21 protein-coding genes are annotated in these 20,958 nt (G+C 67.7%); 14 read left to right on the top strand and 7 right to left on the bottom strand.

Annotation, left to right across the window (positions count from 1 at the left end):
• Positions 1–91 precede the first annotated feature (91 nt).
• The 7 genes from ACP59X_RS19550 to ACP59X_RS19580 all read left to right on the top strand — a co-directional run bounded on the left by ACP59X_RS19550 (position 92) and on the right by ACP59X_RS19580 (position 6,143).
• Positions 92–985 (top strand): branched-chain amino acid ABC transporter permease, encoded by an 894-nt coding sequence (locus ACP59X_RS19550; protein WP_428561717.1) that lies wholly within the window; start codon positions 92–94, stop codon positions 983–985.
• Positions 982–2,019, top strand: a complete 1,038-nt coding sequence (locus ACP59X_RS19555; protein ID WP_428569974.1) for a branched-chain amino acid ABC transporter permease — start codon at positions 982–984, stop codon at positions 2,017–2,019. The genes ACP59X_RS19550 and ACP59X_RS19555 overlap by 4 nt, the downstream gene beginning before the upstream one ends.
• The gene (locus tag ACP59X_RS19560; RefSeq protein WP_428561719.1) at positions 2,019–2,804 is read left to right on the top strand and encodes an ABC transporter ATP-binding protein; all 786 of its coding nucleotides are present in this window, start codon (positions 2,019–2,021) and stop codon (positions 2,802–2,804) included. Before ACP59X_RS19555 ends, ACP59X_RS19560 begins: the two co-directional genes overlap by 1 nt.
• Positions 2,797–3,501, top strand: coding sequence for an ABC transporter ATP-binding protein (locus tag ACP59X_RS19565; RefSeq protein ID WP_428561721.1), 705 nt, complete (start codon positions 2,797–2,799; stop codon positions 3,499–3,501). The genes ACP59X_RS19560 and ACP59X_RS19565 overlap by 8 nt, the downstream gene beginning before the upstream one ends.
• 358 nt (positions 3,502–3,859) lie before the next feature.
• Positions 3,860–4,354 carry an asparaginase domain-containing protein gene (locus ACP59X_RS19570; protein WP_428561723.1) on the top strand — a complete coding sequence of 165 codons (495 nt, stop codon included), beginning with the start codon at positions 3,860–3,862 and terminating at the stop codon, positions 4,352–4,354.
• A gap of 28 nt (positions 4,355–4,382) precedes the next feature.
• Positions 4,383–5,582, top strand: coding sequence for a threonine ammonia-lyase (locus ACP59X_RS19575; RefSeq protein ID WP_428561725.1), 1,200 nt, complete (start codon positions 4,383–4,385; stop codon positions 5,580–5,582).
• 192 nt (positions 5,583–5,774) lie between these two features.
• The gene (locus ACP59X_RS19580; RefSeq protein ID WP_428561727.1) at positions 5,775–6,143 is read left to right on the top strand and encodes a carboxymuconolactone decarboxylase family protein; all 369 of its coding nucleotides are present in this window, start codon (positions 5,775–5,777) and stop codon (positions 6,141–6,143) included.
• Between the two features lie 90 nt (positions 6,144–6,233).
• Here ACP59X_RS19580 and cyoE read toward each other — a convergent pair whose 3' ends face one another.
• The 6 genes from cyoE to ACP59X_RS19610 all read right to left on the bottom strand — a co-directional run bounded on the left by cyoE (position 6,234) and on the right by ACP59X_RS19610 (position 11,758).
• The gene (gene cyoE, locus ACP59X_RS19585; RefSeq protein ID WP_428561729.1) at positions 6,234–7,100 is read right to left on the bottom strand and encodes a heme o synthase; all 867 of its coding nucleotides are present in this window, start codon (positions 7,098–7,100) and stop codon (positions 6,234–6,236) included.
• An 11-nt stretch (positions 7,101–7,111) separates the two neighbouring features.
• The gene (cyoD, locus tag ACP59X_RS19590) at positions 7,112–7,432 is read right to left on the bottom strand and encodes a cytochrome o ubiquinol oxidase subunit IV (protein WP_428561731.1); all 321 of its coding nucleotides are present in this window, start codon (positions 7,430–7,432) and stop codon (positions 7,112–7,114) included.
• A gap of 1 nt (position 7,433) precedes the next feature.
• Complete coding sequence (gene cyoC, locus ACP59X_RS19595) at positions 7,434–8,051, bottom strand: cytochrome o ubiquinol oxidase subunit III (protein WP_428561733.1); 618 nt, start codon at positions 8,049–8,051, stop codon at positions 7,434–7,436.
• 121 nt (positions 8,052–8,172) lie between these two features.
• On the bottom strand, positions 8,173–10,140 hold the full coding sequence (gene cyoB, locus ACP59X_RS19600; RefSeq protein ID WP_428561735.1) for a cytochrome o ubiquinol oxidase subunit I: 1,968 nt from the start codon (positions 10,138–10,140) through the stop codon (positions 8,173–8,175).
• A 21-nt stretch (positions 10,141–10,161) separates the two neighbouring features.
• Positions 10,162–11,076, bottom strand: a complete 915-nt coding sequence (gene cyoA / locus ACP59X_RS19605; protein ID WP_428561737.1) for a ubiquinol oxidase subunit II — start codon at positions 11,074–11,076, stop codon at positions 10,162–10,164.
• A gap of 52 nt (positions 11,077–11,128) precedes the next feature.
• Complete coding sequence (locus ACP59X_RS19610; protein WP_428561739.1) at positions 11,129–11,758, bottom strand: hypothetical protein; 630 nt, start codon at positions 11,756–11,758, stop codon at positions 11,129–11,131.
• A gap of 242 nt (positions 11,759–12,000) precedes the next feature.
• On the opposite strand from ACP59X_RS19610, the gene ACP59X_RS19615 reads away from it, so the two are divergent.
• Positions 12,001–12,462 carry a deoxycytidylate deaminase gene (locus ACP59X_RS19615; protein WP_428561741.1) on the top strand — a complete coding sequence of 154 codons (462 nt, stop codon included), beginning with the start codon at positions 12,001–12,003 and terminating at the stop codon, positions 12,460–12,462.
• The gene (gene ribD, locus ACP59X_RS19620; protein WP_428561743.1) at positions 12,452–13,600 is read left to right on the top strand and encodes a bifunctional diaminohydroxyphosphoribosylaminopyrimidine deaminase/5-amino-6-(5-phosphoribosylamino)uracil reductase RibD; all 1,149 of its coding nucleotides are present in this window, start codon (positions 12,452–12,454) and stop codon (positions 13,598–13,600) included. Before ACP59X_RS19615 ends, ribD begins: the two co-directional genes overlap by 11 nt.
• A gap of 196 nt (positions 13,601–13,796) precedes the next feature.
• On the opposite strand, the gene ACP59X_RS19625 is transcribed toward ribD, so the two are convergent.
• A complete protein-coding gene (locus ACP59X_RS19625; protein ID WP_428561746.1) occupies positions 13,797–14,915 on the bottom strand; it encodes an AAA family ATPase in 1,119 nt (372 codons plus the stop codon).
• Between the two features lie 156 nt (positions 14,916–15,071).
• Between ACP59X_RS19625 and ACP59X_RS19630 the strand changes: the two genes are divergently transcribed.
• The 5 genes from ACP59X_RS19630 to ACP59X_RS19650 all read left to right on the top strand — a co-directional run bounded on the left by ACP59X_RS19630 (position 15,072) and on the right by ACP59X_RS19650 (position 20,956).
• Complete coding sequence (locus tag ACP59X_RS19630) at positions 15,072–15,854, top strand: CvpA family protein (protein WP_428561748.1); 783 nt, start codon at positions 15,072–15,074, stop codon at positions 15,852–15,854.
• Positions 15,851–16,642, top strand: coding sequence for a nucleoside triphosphate pyrophosphohydrolase (gene mazG, locus ACP59X_RS19635; RefSeq protein WP_428561750.1), 792 nt, complete (start codon positions 15,851–15,853; stop codon positions 16,640–16,642). The genes ACP59X_RS19630 and mazG overlap by 4 nt, the downstream gene beginning before the upstream one ends.
• Before the next feature lie 266 nt (positions 16,643–16,908).
• Positions 16,909–18,741 (top strand): alpha-amylase family glycosyl hydrolase, encoded by a 1,833-nt coding sequence (locus ACP59X_RS19640; protein ID WP_428561752.1) that lies wholly within the window; start codon positions 16,909–16,911, stop codon positions 18,739–18,741.
• A gap of 136 nt (positions 18,742–18,877) precedes the next feature.
• A complete protein-coding gene (locus tag ACP59X_RS19645) occupies positions 18,878–20,230 on the top strand; it encodes a deoxyribodipyrimidine photo-lyase (RefSeq protein ID WP_428561754.1) in 1,353 nt (450 codons plus the stop codon).
• Positions 20,231–20,239: 9 nt separating this feature from the next.
• Positions 20,240–20,956 carry a TVP38/TMEM64 family protein gene (locus tag ACP59X_RS19650; protein WP_428561756.1) on the top strand — a complete coding sequence of 239 codons (717 nt, stop codon included), beginning with the start codon at positions 20,240–20,242 and terminating at the stop codon, positions 20,954–20,956.
• Positions 20,957–20,958 lie beyond the last annotated feature (2 nt).

The following is a 20,958-nucleotide window of genomic DNA, read 5'->3' on the forward strand; positions in this document are numbered from 1 at the left end:
CCGCCAGCCGGGCCGCCCACGTGGGCGGCCCGGCCGGCCACGGCCGCGCGCCCGGCCCCACCGGGGCGGCAACACGCCACAAGGACTTCCCATGAATCTGGCCACGTTCATCCAGAATGTCTTGAACAGCCTGACGCTCGGCAGCCTCTACGCCCTGGTGGCCATCGGCTACACCATGGTCTACGGCATCCTGCGCCTGATCAACTTCGCCCACAGCGAAATTTTCATGCTCGGGGCCTACTTCGTCTTCTGGGGCATCACCCTGGTCCACCTGCCCTGGCCCGTGGCCATGGTCCTGGCCATCCTGGTCACGGCCAGCCTGGGCGTGCTGGTCGACCAGGTCGCCTACCGCCCCCTGCGCGACGCCCCGCGCATCTCGGCACTTATAAGCTCCATCGGCGTCTCCTTTTTCCTGCAAAACGTGGCCATCGTCTTTTTCCAGGCCATCCCCCGCGAGGTCTACCGCCCCTCCTGGCTGGAAGACCCCATCCTCATGGGCGGGGTGCGCGTGCTGCCGCTGACGCTGTTCGTGCCGCTGCTCTCCCTGGCGCTCATGCTCGGCCTGGTCTACGTCGTCTACCGCACCAAGACGGGCCTTGGCATGCGGGCCATCAGCAAGGACATCGAGACGAGCTACCTCATGGGCGTGCCCGTCAACCGGGTCATCGCCATCACCTTCGGCATCGGCTCGGCCCTGGCCGCGGCCAGCGGCATCATGTGGGCCCTGCGCTACCCGCAGCTCCAGCCCATCATGGGGACCATCCCCGGGTTCAAGGCTTTCATCGCCGCCGTCTTCGGCGGCATCGGCTCCATCCAGGGCGCGGTCATCGGCGGCCTCGCCCTGGGCTTCATCGAGATCATGACCGTGGCCTTTTTCCCGGATCTGGCCGGGTATCGGGACGCCTTCGCCTTCGTCCTGCTCATCCTCGTCCTGATGGTCAAACCCACCGGACTGCTTGGCGAACGACCGGAGGATAAAGTCTGATGCGCGGCCGCACCATCCCCCTCAACTGCCTGGCCATCGCCGTGCTCGGGGCACTGCTCTACCTGGCCGACACGTATTGCGACGGCTACCAGATCCAGATTTTAAACCTCATCGCCATCAACATCATCCTGGCCCTGTCGCTCAACCTCATCTACGGCTTCACCGGCCTTTTTAGCCTCGGCCACGCCGGTTTCATGGCCATCGGCGCCTATGTCTGCTCCATCCTGATCATGACCCCGGACCAAAAGGATATGCTCTTTCTGCTCCAGCCGGCCTATGACTGGGTGGCCGCCGCCCATGCCCCGTTTTTCGTGGCCGTGCTGGCCGGCGGGGCCGTGGCCGCGCTGTTCGGCGCCCTGGTCGGCATTCCCCTTTTGCGCCTGGGCGACGACTACCTCGGCATCGCCACCCTGGGCTTTGCCGAGATCATCCGGGTGGTGGCCAACAACATCCCCCGCCTGACCAACGGCGCCCTGGGCTTCAAGGGCATCCCGGCCTTCGCCAACCTGTGGTGGAACTACGGCTGGGCCTTGCTCACCCTCTACGTCCTGGTGCGCCTGCTGCAAAGCAACACCGGCAACGTGCTCAAGGCCATCCGCGACAACGAGATCGCGGCCAAGGCCATGGGCGTGGACGTCTTCCGCTACAAGCTCGTCTCCTTCACCGTGGGTTCGTTTTTCGCCGGCGTAGGCGGGGCGCTCCTGGCAAGCCTGCTCACCACCATCGACCCGAAGATGTTCCTGTTCACGCTGACCTTCAACGTGCTCATGATCGTGGTCGCCGGGGGCCTGGGCTCCATGACCGGCTCGGTCCTGGCCGGCATCGGCATCACCGTGCTGCTCGAATGGCTGCGCATCGTGGAAAACCCGGTGGACATCCTGGGCTTTTCCCTGCCGGGCATCCCGGGCATGCGCATGGTGGTCTTTTCCCTGGCGCTGATCGTCATCATCCTCTTTCGCCGCGAAGGCCTCATGGGCACGCGCGAACTGTCCTGGCGCACCGTCGCCGGTTTCTTCACCCGGGAGAAGGCCTGATGCCAAACGACGCTATCATCCTCGAGGCCCGCGACCTGACCATGCGCTTCGGCGGGCTGCTGGCCGTGTCCGACTTCTCGGCCGCCTTCCCCAGGGGCAGCATCACCGGGCTCATCGGCCCCAACGGCGCCGGCAAGACCACCTGCTTCAACATGATCACCGGCTTTTACAAGCCGACCTCGGGCCAGGTGGTCTTCGGCGGCGAAAACGTCGAGGGCCGTCCCCCGCACAAGCTCTGCCGAGCCGGCATCGCCCGCACCTTCCAGAACATCCGCCTGTTCACCAACGAAACCGTGCTCGAAAACGTCATGATCGGCCGCCACCTGCGCCAGAAGACCAGCTGGCTGCAAACCCTGGTCTTCACCCCGGCCTCCCGGCGCGAGGACAGGGAAATCCGCGCCCGCTGCCTGGAACTCCTGGACACGGTGGGCCTGGCCGACCTGGCCGGGGAAAAGGCCGCCAGCCTCCCCTACGGCGCCCAGCGCCGCCTGGAAATCGCCCGGGCCCTGGCCACCGAGCCGAAGTTCCTGCTCCTCGACGAGCCGGCCGCCGGCATGAACCCCCAGGAATCCGAGGACCTCATGGGGTTTATCCGCGCCATCCGCGACACCTTCGGGCTGACCATCCTGCTGATCGAACACGACATGAAGGTGGTCATGGGCATCTGCGAAAGCCTCTACGTCCTGGACTACGGCCAGACCATCGCCATCGGCCCGCCCGAGGCCATCCGGTCCGACCCCAAGGTCATCACGGCCTACCTCGGCGAGGAGCAAGCCCATGCTTAGTATCCGCGACCTCCACGTCAGCTACGGCGGCATCAAGGCCGTCAAGGGCATCTCCCTCGACGTGCCCACCGGCCAGATCGTCACGCTCATCGGCGCCAACGGCGCCGGCAAGTCCAGCACCCTGCGGGCCATCGCCGGCCTGTGCAAGAACCGCAAGGGCACCATCACCTGGGACGGCAAGGACATCACCCACAGCGACCCGGTCTCCATCGTCAAGGCCGGCATCGTCATGTCCCCCGAGGGCCGGCGCATCTTCCCCCACCTGACCGTGCTCGAAAACCTGGAACTCGGCGCCTACAGCCGCAACGACAAGGACGGCATCGCCAAGGACATGGGCTGGGTCTTCGACCTGTTCCCGCGCTTAAGCGAACGGCGCAACCAGAAAGGCGGCACGCTGTCCGGCGGCGAACAGCAGATGCTGGCCGTGGGCCGGGCGCTCATGAGCTCGCCCGCCCTGGTCATGCTCGACGAGCCGAGCCTGGGCCTCGCCCCCCTGCTCGTGCGCGAGGTCTTCGACATCATCCGCGAAATCAACGACCGGGGCATGACCGTGCTGCTCGTCGAGCAAAACGCCCACGCCGCCCTGAAAGTCGCCCACCACGCCTACGTGCTCGAAACCGGCCTCGTGACCCTGTCCGGCACGGGCGAGGAACTGGCCGCCGACGAACGCGTGCGCGCGGCCTATCTGGGCGGGTAGCGAGGGGCGAGGAGAGAAGAGAAGAGAAGATGCCTCCGGCGGCCGGGGGGCATGATGCCCCCCGGACCCCCTCGACGGGGCGAGTGGCGACCCTGCGACAACGTCGGGCGGCGAGGCGTCGGCCGGTTGGTGGCGGAAATGGGGGCAACCCGCAGGCCGCAAAGCCGGCCAGCACGTTGCCCCCATTTCCGCCACCAAGGGCGCCAGCGGCGAAGCGCCGCATGTTAAGAACATTCTGGAACCCTTTGTTGGGGTGGCGCGGTGGTGGCGGCTGGCTTTGCAGCCGCCACCACCGCGCCACCCCCGTCAAGGGGGTCCGGGGGGGATTATCCCCCCCGGCCGCCGGAGGCACTCTTCCATGCATTCCATGCAATTAGCCGTTTTTTCCATGGGCGGGACCATCGACAAGGTCTATTTCGACGACCTGTCCGATTATACCGTGGGCGAGCCGCAAGTCGCGGCCATCCTGGCCGGGGCCAACGTGGACATCGACTACGAAGTCATGGAGGTCGCCCGCAAGGACAGCCTGTACGTGACCGACGCCGAGCGGGAAGCGTTGCGGGAGCGTGTCGCGGCCGATCCCAGGCGCCACGTGCTCATCACCCACGGCACGGACACCATGACCGAAACCGCCCGGGTGCTGGCGGGCATTGCGGACAAGACCATCGTGCTCACCGGTGCCATGAGCCCGGCCCGCTTCGCCGCCTCGGACGCCACCTTCAACGTCGGCTGCGCCGTGGGCGCGGTCCAGTCCTTGCCTGCCGGGGTCTATATCGCCATGAACGGCCGCGTGTTTCCGGCCGGGAGCGTGCGCAAGAACCGCGACAAGGGACGTTTCGAGCCCCTGCCCTGAAGTTTTCCCCTCAACAAGGAAGCCTCCCATGATCACCCTCGACGATGTCCGTACGGCCGCCGTCAGGCTCTCCCCCCGGCTGCGCCCCACGCCGTTTCTGCCTTCCCACGTGCTCTCCGAGATGACCGGGGCGCAGGTGCTGGTCAAGTTCGAGAACCACCAGTTCACGGCCTCGTTCAAGGAACGCGGCGCCTTAAACAAGCTGCTCACCCTCGACGCCGACCAGCGCGCCCGGGGCGTGGCCGCCATGTCCGCCGGCAACCATGCCCAGGGCGTGGCCTACCACGCCAAAAAACTCGGCATCCCGGCCACCATCGTCATGCCGGCCGCCACCCCCACGGTGAAGGTGGAGCACACCCGGGCCCACGGCGCCACGGTGGTGCTGGCCGGCGAAACCCTGGCCGAGGCCACGGCCGAGGCCCTGCGCCTGACCGAAGAGCGCGGGCTGGTCTTCATCCACCCCTTCGACGACCCGGAAGTCATGGCCGGCCAAGGCACGGTGGCCCTGGAGATGCTCGAGGAAGCGCCGGACCTCGAGGCCATCGTGGTGCCCATAGGCGGCGGCGGGCTCATTTCCGGCGTGGCCACGGCGGCCAAGGGCGTGCGGCCCGGCATCGAGGTCGTGGGCGTACAGGCCGCCTGCTACCCGTCCATGCTGTGCGCGCTTCGCGGCGAGCCGCTCCAGGGCGGCGGCAACACCATCGCCGAGGGCATCGCCGTCAAGTATCCGGGAAAGCTCACCACCGAGGTCATCCGGGCCCGGGTGGACGACGTGCTGCTGGTCGAGGAGTCCCAGCTCGAAGAGGCCGTGGCCCTGTACCTGTTCGTGGAAAAGACCGTGGCCGAGGGGGCCGGGGCGGCGCCCCTGGCCGCCTTGCTCGCCCGGCCGGGCAAATTCCGCAACCGCAAGGTCGGGCTCATTTTAAGCGGCGGCAACATCGACCCGCGCCTGCTGGCCCAGGTCATCACCCGCCAGCTCATCCGCGAGGGGCGCATCGTGACGCTGCGCATCCCCCTAAGCGACCGCCCGGGCGGCCTGGCCAAGGTCACCGCCGTGCTGCGCGACCTCGGGGCCAACATCATCGAGATCCAGCACCACCGCACCCTGCTGGCCCTGCCGGCCAAGGAGGCCAGCATCGAGATCACCTTCGAGACCCGGGAACGCGAACACGCCCACTCCATCGTGGACGCGCTGCGCGCCGCCGGCTTCCTGCCGACCATCGTCTGAGCGGCCCGAGCAGACATCCTCCCCACGACGGCCGGCGGTGCGACAGGCGCCGCCGGCCGCCGTTCGCTTTTCCCGAACACACCATTCAAAGCAATTCGTTTGTCCAGCCGGGCTGTTGCGGGCTATGTTGCCGCCATACCAGATATCGGCGGCCCGACCGTTTCGTGCCGCCAAACACCCGCGAGGCACGCCATGAACGAAACGCTCGCCCAGCTGTCCCGGGACCGCAAAAAGGCCCACAAACGCCTGCTCGACCTGCGCTCCCCGGTCTACGCCGCCTTCCTGGACATGGAAAAAGCCGCCTACGCCGACGGCGCCCTGCCCAAAATGGCCAAGGAACTCATCGCCGTGGGCATTTCCGTGGTCATCGACTGCCGCTCCTGCATGCAGTGGCACATCGAGCAGGCGGCCGCCGCCGGGGCCGGCGTCCGCGAAGTCCTGGAGGCGGTGGAAGTGGGCATCGAGATGGGCGGCGGCCCGGCCACGGTCTCGGCCCGCTTCGCCCTGGAGGTCATGGAGGAGGTTTTCGGGGCCGAGGCCCTGCGGGGCACGGCGGACTAGCCTGGCAAACCCGCTTCCCGGTTTCCCGGCGACAGGCCGACGTCGTTGCCGTGCGGCGCCGTCCCGCCGCGTCGCGGTCCGTGCGCCCCGTTACGGCTCGACGCGCGGGACGGCGTCGGCGGCCAGCATGACGCTTAGGCCGCACACGACCAGGATGGAAAACAGGTACAGCCGCCGGGCCTGGCGCCGGTCGTCCGGGTCGGTGCCACCCCAGGCGGCCAGGCCGAGCCAGCCGAGGCCGAGGGCCACGGCCACGGCCAGATAGGCCCGGCCGGCGTAGCCGCACAGCCACGGCACAAGTGTGGCCAGGCCAAAGGCCAGGATGTGGCCCGCCAGCAACCGTTTGGTCGCGGCCACGCCCCGGGCCACGGGCATGACCGGCAGGCCGGCGGCGGCGTAGTCGTCGAGCCTATAGATGGCAATGGCGTAGGAGTGGGGAATCTGCCAGAGGCTGAACAGGGCCAGGAGAACGATCGCCTGGACGTCGAAGGCGCCCGAGGCCGCGCAGGCCCCGGCCACGGGCGGCGCCGCACCGGCCAGGCTGCCCACCACCGTGGCGTAAGGCGTACGGCGCTTGAGCCAGGCGCTGTAGACGCCGACATAGACCGCAAATCCGGCGGCCACGACACCAAGGCTCAGCAGGTTGGCCCCGGCCAGGAGCAGGGCCGCACCCGCCGCCATGAGCCCAAGGGCCAAGCGCAGGCCGTCGCGGCCGGACAGGCGGCCCGTGGCCAACACCCGGCCCCGGGTGCGGTCCATGGCCCGGTCCAGGTCGCGGTCGATGAGGTTGTTGCACAGGCAGCCGGCGGCCACGAACAGCGTGATGCCGGCCATGGCCGCCGCGAAGGGCCAGGCTTCAAGGCGCCCCCCGGCGGCGAACAGGTAGCCGGCCGCCGCCGACAGCACGTTGGCGGCCACGAGCCACGGTTTCGTGGCGAGCAGATACTTCCCGAACACGGCGTGCCGTTCTACATCCGGTAATGCAGGCCGTACATGATCCAGATCGAGCCCCCCACGAACAGGAAGATAATAAAAAAGGTAAACAGAAGCGACATGACGTTCCAGTACATGGCCGACGACCGGTCGAGGTGCAGGAAATAGCGCAACTGCACGAGCATCTGGGCGATGGCCGCCGTAAACAGGCACACGATGGTGGCCCCCTTGGGCAGGGCGCCGGTCATGGCCAGGCCGAAGGAGACGGCGGTGAGGAGAATGGACAGGGCGAACCCCGCCCCGTAGGACCGCACCGAGCCGACTCCGGCTCCGTTTTGTTGCTGTGCTTGGTGCATCTCAGACCACCCCCAGCAGGTAGACGACGGTGAACACGCCGATCCAGACGATGTCGAGGAAGTGCCAGAACATGCCCAGGCGCAGCAGCCGGCCGGCCACCGGCCCGGTCAGGCCCTTGGCCGCAACCTGGGCCAGCATGACCAGCATCCACAACAGCCCCATGGCCACGTGGGCGCCGTGGGTGCCGACCAGGGTGAAAAAGGCCGAGAGGAAGCCGCTGCGCTGGGGCGTGGCCCCATCGGCGATCATCTGGGCGAACTCGCGCAGTTCCATGACCAGAAAGCCCAGGCCCAGCAGGAAGGTGACCACAAGGCCCAGGCGCACGCCCTTGGCGTCGCCCTTGTGCAGGGCGATCATGGCCAGGCCGTAGACGGCGCTGCTGGTCAGCAGCAACAGCGTTTCGGCCAGCACGCCCGGCAGGTGGAACAGCTCCTTGGCCGTGGGGCCGCCGGCGAAGTTTTCGGCCATGACCACGTAGGTGGCGAAAAGGGCCGAAAAAATGACCAAATCGCTCATCAGGTAGAGCCAGAAGCCCAGGGAGCGCAGGGCCTCGGCGTCATGGCCGCCGTGTTCCCCGCTTCCGGGCGCGGCCAGGGCCGCCGCCTCGCTTGCCGTCATAGCCACCTCCGGTCCGGGCGCTCGTCGCGCCCCGGCATCGGCCATTCCCCCACCGGCCCGGGCCGGCGGCGTTGCCATCCGTGTTTGTCCGCGCCGAATCCCGCCATGCCCGCGGCCCGCATCAGGCCGTCCCCCGGCAGCGCGCGGCCTCGATGCGCGCCACCTCGGCCGCCGGGATGACGGTCATCGTGTCGTCGTCGCTGCCCCGCACGATGACCACGGCCACCATGGCCGCGAAGGTCGCCCCGGCCAGCCACCAGATGTGCCAGATCATGGCGAAACCGAAGAAGAAGGAAAGCACGCCGAGCACGAAGCCGTGCCAGCCGTTTTTGGGCATCTCGATGTCGTCGTAATGGTCCGGACAGGCGTGGGCCAGGCCGCGCCGCTTCATGTCCCAGAAGGCGTCGCGGTCGCGCACCTCGGGGATGACGGCGAAGTTGTACACGGCCGGCGGCGAGGACGTGGCCCATTCCAGGGTGCGGCCGTCCCAGGGGTCGCCGGTGGTGTCGCGCAGGGCCTCGCGCCGAAGGAAGGTCACGGCGAGCTGGACCAGCAGACAGCCGATGCCGGCCATGATGACCAGCGTGCCCAGGGCGGCGACGATGAGGAAGGGCTGCCAGGCCGGGTTGTCGTAGTGCTGCATGCGCCGGGGCATGCCCATGAATCCCAGCATGTAGAGGGGGGCAAAGGCCAGGTAGAAGCCCACCAGCCAGCACCAGAAGGACCGCCGGCCCCAGGTTTCGTCCAGCTTGAAGCCCGTGGCCTTTGGGAACCAGTAGACGAACCCGGCCATGAAGCCGAACAGCGTGCCCGGGATGAGCGTGTTGTGGAAGTGGGCGACGAGGAAGAGGCTGTTGTGGATGACGTAGTCGGCCGGCGGCATGGACATCAACACGCCGGTCAGGCCGCCGAGGACGAAGGTGGTCAGAAAGCCGATGGTCCACAGCATGGGCGTGGCCAGCCGCACCCGGCCCCGGTACATGGTGAAAAGCCAGTTGAAGACCTTGACCCCGGTGGGGATGGCGATGAGCATGGTGGAGATGCCGAAAAAGACGTTGACGTTGGCGCTGGTGCCCATGGTGAAGAAGTGGTGGGCCCAGACGGCGAACGACAGGAACATGATGGCCGCCGTGGCGTAGACCAGGGAATCGTAGCCGAAAAGCTTCTTGCGGCAAAAGGTGGCCACCACCTCGGAATAGATGCCGAAGGCCGGCAGGATGACGATGTAGACCTCGGGATGGCCCCAGGTCCAGAAGAGGTTCACGTACATCATCGTGTTGCCGCCCAGGTCGTTGGTGAAAAAGTGCAGGCCCAGGTAGCGGTCCAGGGTCAGCATGGCCAGGGCGGCGGTGAGCATGGGGAAGGCGAAGACGATGAGCACGCAGGTGAAAAGGATGGTCCAGGTGAAAAGGGGCATGCGCATCAGCGTCATGCCCGGGGCGCGCATTCTGAGGATGGTCACCAGGAAGTTGATGCCGGTCAAAAGCGTGCCCAGGCCGGATATCTGGATGGACCAGATCCAGTAGTCCACGCCGGAATCCGGGCTGTAGGCCAGTTCGGTCAGGGGGGTGTAGCCCGACCAGCCGGCCTTGGAGAATTCGCCCACGCCAAGGGAGACCATGACCAGCAGCGCCCCGGCCACGGCCAGCCACAGGCTCAGGGCGTTTAAAAAGGGGAAGGCCACGTCGCGCGCCCCGATCTGCTGGGGCACGACGATGTTCATGAGGCCCGAAAGGAAGGGCATGGCCATGAAAAGGATCATGATGGTGCCGTGGGCGGAAAAGACCTGGTTGAAATGGTCCGGCGGCAAAAAGCCCTGGGAGGCGCCCATGGCCATGGCCTGCTGGGCCCGCATCATCAGCGCGTCGGCAAAGCCGCGCAGGAGCATGACCAGCGACAGGATGACGTACATGATGCCGATCTTTTTATGATCGACGCTGGTGAGCCACTCGGCCCAGAGAGAGGGCCATTTGCGGAAATAGGTGATGGCGCCGACGATGCCGAGGCCGGCCAGCAGCGAGCCGACCACGGCGCCCATGACGATGGGGTCGTGGTAGGGGATGACGGACAGGCTGAGCTTTCCAAGCATTTTTTCGGTCCTCCTGCCGCCTCAGTCGGCGTGGCCGGCGTGGCCCGGCGCATGGGGCGCGGCGGGCGCGGCGCCATGGCCGGCATGTTTCGTCAACGGGTCGTACTGGTTGAGGATGCGGTCGAAAAGGCCCGGGGCGACCGCGGAGTAGCGGATCGGGCCGTCCGGCACGCCGGGCCGGCGCAGTTCCTCGAAGGCGGCGGCGTCGAGGGTGCGCGGCGCCTGGCGGACCTCGGCCAGCCAGGCCTCGAAATCCTGGCGGGAGACGGCCCTCGCCCGAAAGACCATGTCCGGGTAGCCGGCGCCGCTGAACTGCTGGTTCTGGCCGACATAGTCCCCTTCCTCGGAGGCGAGCAGGTGCAGGCGCGTGCGCATGCCGCCCATGGCGTAGATCTGGCTGCCCAGGCGCGGGATGAAAAAGGAGGTCATGACCGTGTCGGAGGTGATGGAAAACCCCAGGGCCGCCTTGGCCGGAAAGACGAAGTCGTTGACCGTGGCGATACCGAGCCTGGGGTAGATGAAGAGCCATTTCCAGTCGAGGCTGACCACCTCGACCTCCACGGGCTCGCCCTCCCCGGCCAGGGGCTTGTAGGGGTCGAGGCGGTGGGTCTCGCGCCACAGGATGGCCGAGAGCGCCACGACGATGGCCAGGGGGATCAGCCACATGACCGTTTCGATTTTTTTCGACTCGCCCCACTCGGGCTCGTAGGCGGCCTTGGTGTTGGATTCCCGGTACTTGAGCGGAAACCACACGGCCATGACGATGACCGGCACGACCACCAGGAGCATGAGCCCGAAGGCGATGAGGATCATGGTGCGCTCGGCCTCGCCCACCGGCCCCTTGGGGTCGAGCAGCGCCACATGGCTGCACCCTTCCAGGGCCAGGGCCAGGCCGGCCAGCAGCAGGCCGCGCGCGAACGCCGCTTCTTTTTTCATCCGCCCACCTCGACGCGTTGCGGGAATGCCGGCACCAGGCCGCGGCCTTCCCTTATTTCGCCCGCCGGCCGACCAGGCACAGTTCCTCGATGCCGGCCGCCTCACGCCCTTGCAGCCATTTTTCCGCCCCGGCTTCCGTCATGTAGACGACCAGGTTGTCGAAGCGGCAATACCGGAAGACCGAGTTGGAGAAGTACGCCGCGGTATAGGGTTTTTCCCCTTCCGGCACGACGATGAGGTCGCACAGGTGGAAGGCGCTGGTGCCGGCCTCGCAGGAGTCGTCGAGATAGACCGAGCCCGGGCCGGACAGGCCGCATTCCTCGAAGCGTTTCCCGTCGTGGGCAACGAGCAGCGGCGAATGGAAATCGGCCACGGCCAGCTTTTCCCGCTCGAAACGGCCCCGGCGCAGGGTTTCGGCCTTGGGCTCGTAGCTGATCAGCCGCAAGCGCCTGGCCTTGTCCACGGCGGCCACGGCCAGGACCACCACCAGGGCCACGCCGGAAAACAGCAGCGAGGTGAGGATGCCGACCACCAGCCACACGCCCACGACATTGGGCTTGAGGCTGCTCGTGAGCGAGGCGGCCAAAATGAGGCAGACAAGGGTGGCGACCAGGAAAATGGCCACCGCGTGCTGAATGAAAAAATTCGTGATCCGTCCCAGTTTTCCCTCGGTCGCGCCCATACCGCCCCCTGGCAAGGAATGTTATTTCAGTCTCTTCCACTTTCCGGCAGCCAAGTCAATCGCCGCGGCCGGCTCGAAAGAGCCCCGTGCGCGGCCAGGCAGGCCCCTTTTGCGCCCGGCGGGCAGCCGCCCGGCCCGGCCCCAGGACAGCCCGCGATGGCCCCCGGCCCTCGGGCGCCTTGACGCGCCGGCCCGGCCTGGTTCACTCTCCGGCCAGCCCTGCCCCGTATTCCGGAGTCATCATGGACAAACGCCTGCCCTGGCCCGACTACTTCATGCGCATCGCCTACCTGGTGGCCGAGCGCAGCACCTGCCTGCGCCGCAAGGTCGGCGCCGTGGCCGTGCGGGACCGCCGCATCCTGGCCACGGGCTACAACGGCTCGCCCACCGGCACGGCCCACTGCCTGGACATCGGCTGCCTGCGCGAGGAGCTGGGCATCCCCTCGGGCGAGCGCCACGAGCTGTGCCGGGGGCTGCACGCCGAGCAAAACGTCATCATCCAGTGCGCCCTGCACGGCGTGCCCATCGCCGGCGCGGACATCTACTGCACCACCCAGCCCTGCCTGATCTGCACGAAAATGCTCATCAACTGCCAGGTCAACCACATCTCTTTCAGCCAGGGCTATCCCGACCCCCTTTCGGCCAAAATGATCGCCGAGGCCGGCATCGGCTTCGACCAACTGGAGGGGCGCCATGACGGATGACGCTTCCTTCATGGCCCGGGCCCTGGAACTGGCCGAGCGCGGCCGGGGCGGCGTCGCGCCCAATCCCCGGGTCGGGGCGGTGCTCGTGCGCGACGGGGTGATCGTGGCCGAGGGCTGGCACAAGGTCTTCGGCGGGCCGCATGCCGAGGTGGAATGCCTGCGCGAGGCCGAGGCCAAAGGCGTCGCCGTGGCCGGGGCGACCATGTACGTGACGCTCGAGCCGTGCAACCATTTCGGCAAGACGCCGCCGTGTTCGCGCACGCTGCTGGAATCCGGGGTGTCGCGGGTGGTCGTCGGCTGCCTGGACCCCAACCCCGTGGCCGGCGGCGGGGCCGAACTGCTGCGCCAGGGCGGGGTCGAGGTGGTGGTCGGGGTGCTGGAACAGGAATGCCGGGATGCCATCGCCGATTTCGTGACCTGGAAGACCCTGGGCCGGCCGTTCGTGACGCTCAAGCTGGCCATGACCCTCGACGGGCACATCGCCACGCGCCTGGGCGATTCGGGCTGGGTGAGCGGCGAGGCCTCGCGGGCCCGGGTCCATGTCATGCGCGCCTGTTCCCAGGCCGTCATGGTCGGCGGCGGCACGCTCTACACCGACGACCCCAGGCTCACCCACCGGGGCCTGGCCGGCCCCCTGGCGGCCAATCCCCAACCCCTGGCCGTGGTGGTCACCCGGCGGCTGCCGGCCCCGGAAGCGCCGCTTTCCCTTTTGACCGACCGGCCGGGGGAACTGGTGCTCCTCACCGACGCGGCCAACGTCAAGGGGCTGACCGCCGAACGCCTGGCCGCGCGGGGGGTGCGCGTCTGGGGCCTGCCCGAGTACGACGACGGCTCCCTGGACCTGCTGCCCGGGCTGTGCCGGTTGCGGGAGGAGGCGAACGTCTATGCGCTGTTGTGCGAGGGCGGCGGCGGCCTGGCCGGCAGCCTGCTGACCCAGGGGCTGGCCGATGAACTGGCCCTTTTTTACGCGCCCAAGATCCTGGGCGACGAGGTGGCCCTGCCGGCCTTTCGCGGCCGGGACATCGCCCGCATGGCCGACGCCGTTTCCCTGCGCCTGCTGTCCACCGAACGCTGCGGCGAGGACCTGCTCCTTAGGGCCAGGCCGCGCAAGCCCGGCCCCCAGCCGTACCGGCGCTGAACCGGGCCGGCCGCCGCGAGCCCCAGCGCCGCGACGCCGCGCGGTTTCCTTGCGCCCGTCGCGGCTCGGACACCGACCGGCCGCCGCACACCGCCGGAGCCTGTGCCGGGCCGCCACGCACCGCTGCGACCTGCATCGGGACGCCACGCGCCGCCGCAACCTGGCCCGGGCGTCTCCCGACCGGGCCGTGCCGCCCTTAATCCATGCGTGTCAGGTATTGGGTGACGGTTTCCAGGTCCAGGGCCAGGACCGGGCCCTGGTCGGTCTGGCGCAGCAGCGGCGAATGGAAGGGGTCGAACTCGTGGGGGGCGATCAGGCCGTTGAAGATTTCGCGCAGGGCCCGGGCGCCGATGCGGCTGTTTTTGGCCGCCGCCTCGGCGATGGCCGTGGCCGCTTCCTGAGTCAGGCGCAGCTCCAGGCCCATGTGCCGGAAGTACTCCAGGCAAAGCCGCAGGGGCGAATTGGGGGCGCTTAAAAATATCTGGCGCAGTTCGTCCTTACCCAGGTCGTCGAGCATGGCGATGGAACCGAAGCGCGAGATGAACTGCGGCATCATGCCGTAGGTGAAAAGGTCGGCCAGGCGCAAATAGTCGCGCAGCTTGAACCGCGTCACCGTGCGCACGGACACGCTGCCGTCGGGCCGGCGCTCCACTTCCGAGACTTCCTTGAGGCGCCTGTCGTCGCGGCGGTTGACCACGAGCGTATACACCTGGTCGTAGAGCTCCTCGAAGGCCCCGCCGCAAATGAAAAGGAGCTTGCCGGTATCCAGGGCCAGTTCCGTCTCGACCTCCCGGCCGTCTTCCACCACCGTGGCCCGGTACAGGAAGCGCTCGCCCTCGAGCAGGGTCAGCAGGGCGTACTGGGTGGTGATGCCGGCCACGTTGGCCTTTTCCGACACCCGGCCCGAGATCTTGTCCACCTCGTCCACGCACACCGTGGCGTTTTCCAGGTAGTCCGAAAGTTCCTTGGCCGAGAGCGCCGAACCGAACAGCACCCGGGCCCGGGCTTCGAGCTTGCGGAAAAGCCGCGTGGTGCGGTCCTCGCCCTCCACCTCGGCCGACAGGGTGTTGGCGTTGATGATGACCATGACCCGAAACCGCATCAGGTCGTCGTAGGCGTCGTAGAGGTCGACGATGGCCTGCATGAGGGTGGTCTTGCCCGTGCCGGAGTTGCCGACGAGCAGCACGTTGGGAGCGGGCAGGCCGTGGATGTGCTTGTAGAGGGAAACGCTGATGCGGCGCAGCAGGTCGGCCTGGCCGAGCACCCGTTTGGCCAGGAAGGCGTCGATGTCCACGGGGAGAAGGGCTTGTTGCATCCGGGCGTCCTTTGGCGTTTTTTTCCCGTCCTATCCCCTTCGCCGGCCCTGGACAAGCCGGCCGGGGAGGGCTTGGCGGCCGCCCTTGGTTTTTGGAAGGGCATTTGCTATGACCCGCTTGCCCAAGACGGTTGCCCTTGGCGACCCCGGAGCACCATGCCGACGCTCAACATCGCCGATCTCTCCCTGGCCATCGTGTGGCTTTTTTTCGCCATCCGGGGCTACATGCGCGGCATCGTCAAGGAAGCCGGGTCGCTGGCGGCGATCGTCCTCGGATTCTACGTGGCCGGCGCCTACCACAAGACCCTGACCCCCCACCTGACCGAGTATATCTCCGGCAATTACGCCGGCACGGCCGCCTATCTCATCTTGTTCACCGTCACGCTCCTCGGCGTCTGGTTTCTGGCCCTGGCCATTTCGGGCATGGTCCGGGTGACCATGACGCAATGGGCGGACCGCTTCTTCGGCGGCGGTTTCGGACTGGCCAAGGGCGTGGTGCTGACCGCGGCGCTGCTGTTCCTCATCCACCTGGCCGCGCCCAACCCCGATTTCCTCAAAGGCTCCATGCTGGTGCCCCTGCTGGAGAAGGTCAGCGCCAAGCTGGCCAACTACATCCCGCCGGACCTCAACGAGAAGCTGCGCAAATTCAGCCACAAGGACGCCATCGACCCGATCAAGGCAGCGGTGGAGAAAAAAGCCGAGCAGGCCAAGGCCGCCATGGACAAGAAACCGCCTGAAAAGGCCGAAGCCGACAAGCCCGCCGAAAAAGCCAAGGCCCCGGAAGCCAAAAAGCCCGACACCGAGAAGAAACCGGCCGAAAAACCCCACAAACCGGAGTCCACCAAGGATTCCGCCAACGCCAAGTCCGACGGGAAGCCCAAACCCGCCTCCCCGGACAAGACGGCCCCCAAGGCCGACAACGCCGAGAAAAAACCATGAACGAGAAATCCCCGGCCGAAGCGCTGGCCGAACTGCAAGGCGTGCTCGACGCCCTGCTCGGCCAGGACGGCTGCCCCTGGGACAAGGCCCAAACCCCCCAGACGCTTTGCGACTACATCATCGAGGAATCCTTCGAACTGGTGGACGCCATCCGCTCGGAAGACGTGCCGGGCACGGCCGAGGAACTCGGCGACGTCCTGTTTTTGCTCCTGTTCGTGGCCACCCTGTCCGAAAAGCACGGCGCCTTCAGCCTGTCCGAAGCCCTGGAAACGGCCGCGGCCAAGATGGTGCGCCGCCATCCCCATGTCTTCGCCGACCTCCAAATCGGCAGCCGCGAGGAACTGCTGCGCAACTGGGAACGCATCAAGCGGGCGGAAAAGGAAAAGGACGCGGGGCTCTTCGCCTCGTTGCCCAAGGGCCTGCCGTCGCTGCTCAAAGCCTACCGCATCCATTCCAAGGCGGCCCGGTCCGGGTTCACCTGGGAGACCGACGCGTCCATGAAGGAAAGCCTGCTGGCCGAACGGGCCGAGTTCGAGGCGGCCGTGGCCTCGGGTGACGAGGCGGCCATGGCCGAGGAGTTCGGCGACTACCTCTTTATCGTCACCGAGTACGGCCGCCGGCTGGGGCTCAAGGCCAACGCCTGCCTGGACGCGGCCAACAACAAGTTCCTGACCCGCTACAAGGCCATGGAGCGCCTGGCCAGGCAGCGCGGCCTTTCCCTGGACAGCCTGGACATGGCCGCCAAAAACGCCCTGTGGGAAGAGGTCAAAAAGGGCCCGACCCCATAAGCCCTCCCCGGGCCTGCCCGCGCCATCGCCCCTGTCACCGTTATTTCGGTTGACGTCTTTTCTATTTTATCATTTCGTACAGACTATACGTATCGCCCTCCCGTTTTCCGTTGCCGCACCCGAACCCCGCGGGCCTTGGCGCCCGGCCGGCCCGTGGGGGATTCGGCGCGGCCGCCGCTTGGCAGCGGGCCTGGCGGCGGCCGCGCGAACCCCTGCCGCCGGGCGGTTCCCCCGGGCCGCCCCGACGGCCCGGGAAAGGAGACACAATGTCGTCGACAGCCGTCGTCACCCCCAAAGCCCCCCAACCGTCCCAACGGCAAGGCATGGGAACCATGCTCGGCAACGGCGGGGCGGGATTTCGCGTCTGGGCCCCCTTTGCCCAATCGGTTTCCGTTGTCGGCACCTTCAATGCCTGGGACGAGGCGGCCGCCCCCCTGGCCCACGAAGGAAACGGCTACTGGTCCACAGACGTGGACAAGGTGAGCGTGGGGGATGCGTACATGTTCGTCATTCGCCATGGCGACACGGTGCTGCGGAAAAAAAACCCCTACGCCAGCCAAGTCTCCCATTCCGCCGGCGTGGCCGTCGTCCACGACCCCGCCTTCGACTGGGGCGGGGACGACTTCGTCATGCCGCCCTGGAACGAACTGGTGATCTACGAACTGCACACCGGCACCTTCAACGACGTCAGCCCAAGCGGCCCGGGCACGCTGGACTCCATCATCGGCAAATTGAAGGAAATCGCCCTGCTTGGCGTCAACGCCATCGAACTCATGCCCGTTGTCGAGTTCCCCACGGATGTCTCCTGGGGCTACAACCCGGCCCAGCCCTTTGCCGTGGAACAGGCCCTGGGCGGCCCCGAAGCCCTGCACAAGCTCGTCAAGGCCGCCCATGCCCTGGGGATGGCCGTCATCCTGGACGTGGTCTACAACCATTTCGGCCCGGACGACCTCGACCTCTACCGCTTCGACGGCTGGTCCAACGCCACCAACGAGGACGGTATCTATTTCTACGACAACCCGCGCCGCAACACGCCCTGGGGGCCGCGGCCCGATTACGGCCGGGCGGAAGTGCGCCAGTTCATCCGCGACAATGCCCTGTTCTGGCTCCACAAGTACCATATCGACGGCCTGCGCCTGGATTCGGTTTGCACCATCCGCAACTGCTGCGGTAACGACAACGACCCCGCGAACGACCTGGCGGACGGTTGGGGCCTGCTGCGCTGGATCAACGACGAGGTCCGGGCCAGCCAGCCCTGGAAGATCGTCATCGCCGAGGACATGAAGCAAAACCCCTGGATCACCAAGGACACCGGCCAAGGAGGGGCCGGCTTCGGCGCCCAGTGGGACCCGGGTTTCGTCCACCCGGTGCGCCGGGCCGTCGTCGCGCTCCGCGACGAGGACCGGGACATGGAGGCCGTGGCCGAGGCGCTACGGCTGCGCGGCCTCACCGACGCCATGAAGCGGGTCATCTACACCGAATCCCACGACGAGGTGGCCAATGGCCACTCCCGGGTGCCCCAGGAGATCTGCCCCGCCGATCCGGGCGGCTGGTTCGCCCGCAAGCGCTCCACCCTGGCCGCGGGCCTCGTCTTCACCGCCCCCGGCATCCCCATGCTCTTCCAGGGCCAGGAGATGCTCGCCCCGGGCTATTTCCAGGACAACGTGCCCCTCGACTGGTCCCTGCTGCACACCTATTCCGGTATCAGCACGCTCTACCGCGACATGATCCGGCTGCGTCGCAACTGGTACAACGAGACGCGCGGCCTGCGCGGCCACCATATAAACGTCCATCACAGCAACAACACCGACAAGTGCATCGCCTTCCACCGCTTCGAAAACGGCGGCCCGGGCGACGACGTCGTCGTTGTGGCCAATTTCGCCAACCGGGCCTACCCCAGCTACACCATCGGCTTTCCCAGGCCCGGCCTGTGGCGGGTGCGGCTCAACACCGACGGCTACGTCTATTCCCCCGACTTCGGGAATTCCTTCAGTTATGATACCACAACGGAAGACCTGCCCCAGGACGGCATGCCCTACCGGGCCAATATCGGTATCGGCCCCTATTCCCTGATCATCCTGTCCCAGAACAATCCCTGAACCGCCGGTGCGCGGCAGGGACGCGACGCGGCCGCCGCCCCGGCGCAGGGGATGGCGGCCGCCCCGGTGGCGCCGGGTTGTGCCCTTGCCGTCGGTACGACTTGCCACCGGCCGCCCGACCGCCTACAACGGGCAAATGCTGGTCCATCCCGCCCGCGTGACGCCCCTGTCCGACAAGCCCGCCCTCCCCGGGCCGGTGGTGTATTGGATGCACCGCGACCAGCGCGCCGCCGACAACTGGGCGCTGCTTGCCGCCGCCGACCTGGCCAAGGCCAGCGGTTCCCCGCTGCTTGCGGCCTTCGCCCTGGCCCCGACCTTTCCCGGCGCCACCCGCCGGGCCTACGACTTCCTGCTGGCCGGCCTGGCCGAAACCGAGGGCGACCTGCGAGCGGCCGGCATTCCCCTGGCCCTGCTGCCCGGCGACCCAGCCGCCACCGTGCCGGCCTTTCTGCGCGACGTCGGCGCCGGCGTGTGCGTCACCGACTTCGACCCCATGCCGGTCATGGCCGGCTGGCGCCAGGCCGTGGCCGCGGCCTTTGCCGGCGCCCTGCTCGAGGTCGACGCCCACAACGTGGTCCCCTGCCGTATCGCCTCGGACAAGCGCGAATACGCCGCCGCCACCTTTCGCCCCAAAATCCACCGCCGCCTGGCCGAATTCCTGGAGCCCTTCCCCGAACTGCCCGCGTTTCCGGCCTCCAACCTGGCCGGTTTCCCCCCCGTTGCCTGGGAAGCGGCGGCGGCCACGGTGACCGCCGACCCGTCCGTGGCGCCGGTTGCGGACATCGTCCCCGGCCCGGCCGCCGGTCGGGAAACCCTGGCGCTTTTCCTCAAGGACCGCCTGGCCGCCTACGCCGAGCGCCGCAACGACCCCAACGCCGAGGCGACCTCGAACCTGTCGCCCTATTTCCACTTCGGCCAGCTCGCGCCCCAGCGCGCCGCCCTGGACGCCCTCGCGGCCCGCAAGGACGCCCCGGCCGGGGCCGACGCCTTCCTGGAGGAACTGGTGGTGCGCCGGGAGCTGGCCGACAACTTCCGCCACCACACCCCGCCCGAGGCCGACCTCTACGACGCCCTGCCCGGCTGGGCCCGCAAGACCCTGGCCGAACATGCCGCCGACAAGCGGCCCTCCCTCTACGACCGGGAAACCTTCGAGGCGGCCCGGACCCACAGCGCCCTGTGGAACGCCGCCCAGCGCCAACTGACGCGAAACGGCCACATGCACGGCTACATGCGCATGTACTGGGCCAAAAAGATCCTGGAATGGTCGGCCACGCCGCGCCAGGCCCTGGACACGGCCCTGTTCCTCAACGACCGCTACGGCCTGGACGGCCGGGACCCCAATGGCGAAACCGGCGTGCTGTGGTCGGTGGGCGGCCTGCACGACCGGCCCTGGGCCTCACGCCCGGTCTTCGGCCAGGTGCGCTATATGAACGAGCGGGGCTGCCGTCGCAAGTTCGACGTGGACGCCTACGTGAACCGCTTTTCGTAAGGAGTGCGCATGCTGCGCGGCAGTCTCGGCAAGATCCTCCTCGTCGCCCTGGCCCTGGCCCTGGTGGCCGCCTTTTTCGGCTTCGGCCTCGACAAGTACCTGACCCTGTCCTTCCTCAAGGCCTCCCGCGAGGCCCTGGCCGCGGCCTACGCCGGCGCGCCGGTCCGGTTCCTGGCCGTCTATTTCGGGCTGTACGTGCTGGTCGCCGCCCTGAGCCTGCCCGGGGCCACGGTGCTCACCCTCGCCGGCGGGGCGCTGTTCGGCTTCTGGACCACGCTTGTCGTCGTCTCCTTCGCCAGCACCATCGGGGCCACGGCCGCCTGCGCCCTGGCCCGGACCCTGTTTCGGGAGGCCATCGCCAGGCGGCTGACCGGCAAACTGAAGGCCATCGACGAGGGGCTTCGCCGCGAAGGGGCCTTTTACCTCTTCAGCCTGCGCCTGATCCCCCTGTTCCCGTTTTTCGTGATCAACGCGGCCATGGGCCTGACCGCCATGCCGCTGACAACCTTCTACGTCGTGTCCCAACTCGGCATGCTCCCCGGCACGGCCGTCTACGTCAACGCCGGGGCGCAGCTCGGGCGCCTCGATTCCCTGGCCGGTATCGTCTCGCCCGGGCTTGTCGTGTCCTTCGCCCTGCTGGGCCTTTTTCCCCTGGCAGCCAAGCGCGCCATTGCCCTGGCCCGCGACCGCCGTGCCCGAAACACCCGCAAGGGGCCAACCGCCTAAAG

The sequence above is a fragment of the Solidesulfovibrio sp. DCME genome (genome assembly GCF_049995385.1).
Lineage (GTDB): Bacteria > Desulfobacterota > Desulfovibrionia > Desulfovibrionales > Desulfovibrionaceae > Solidesulfovibrio.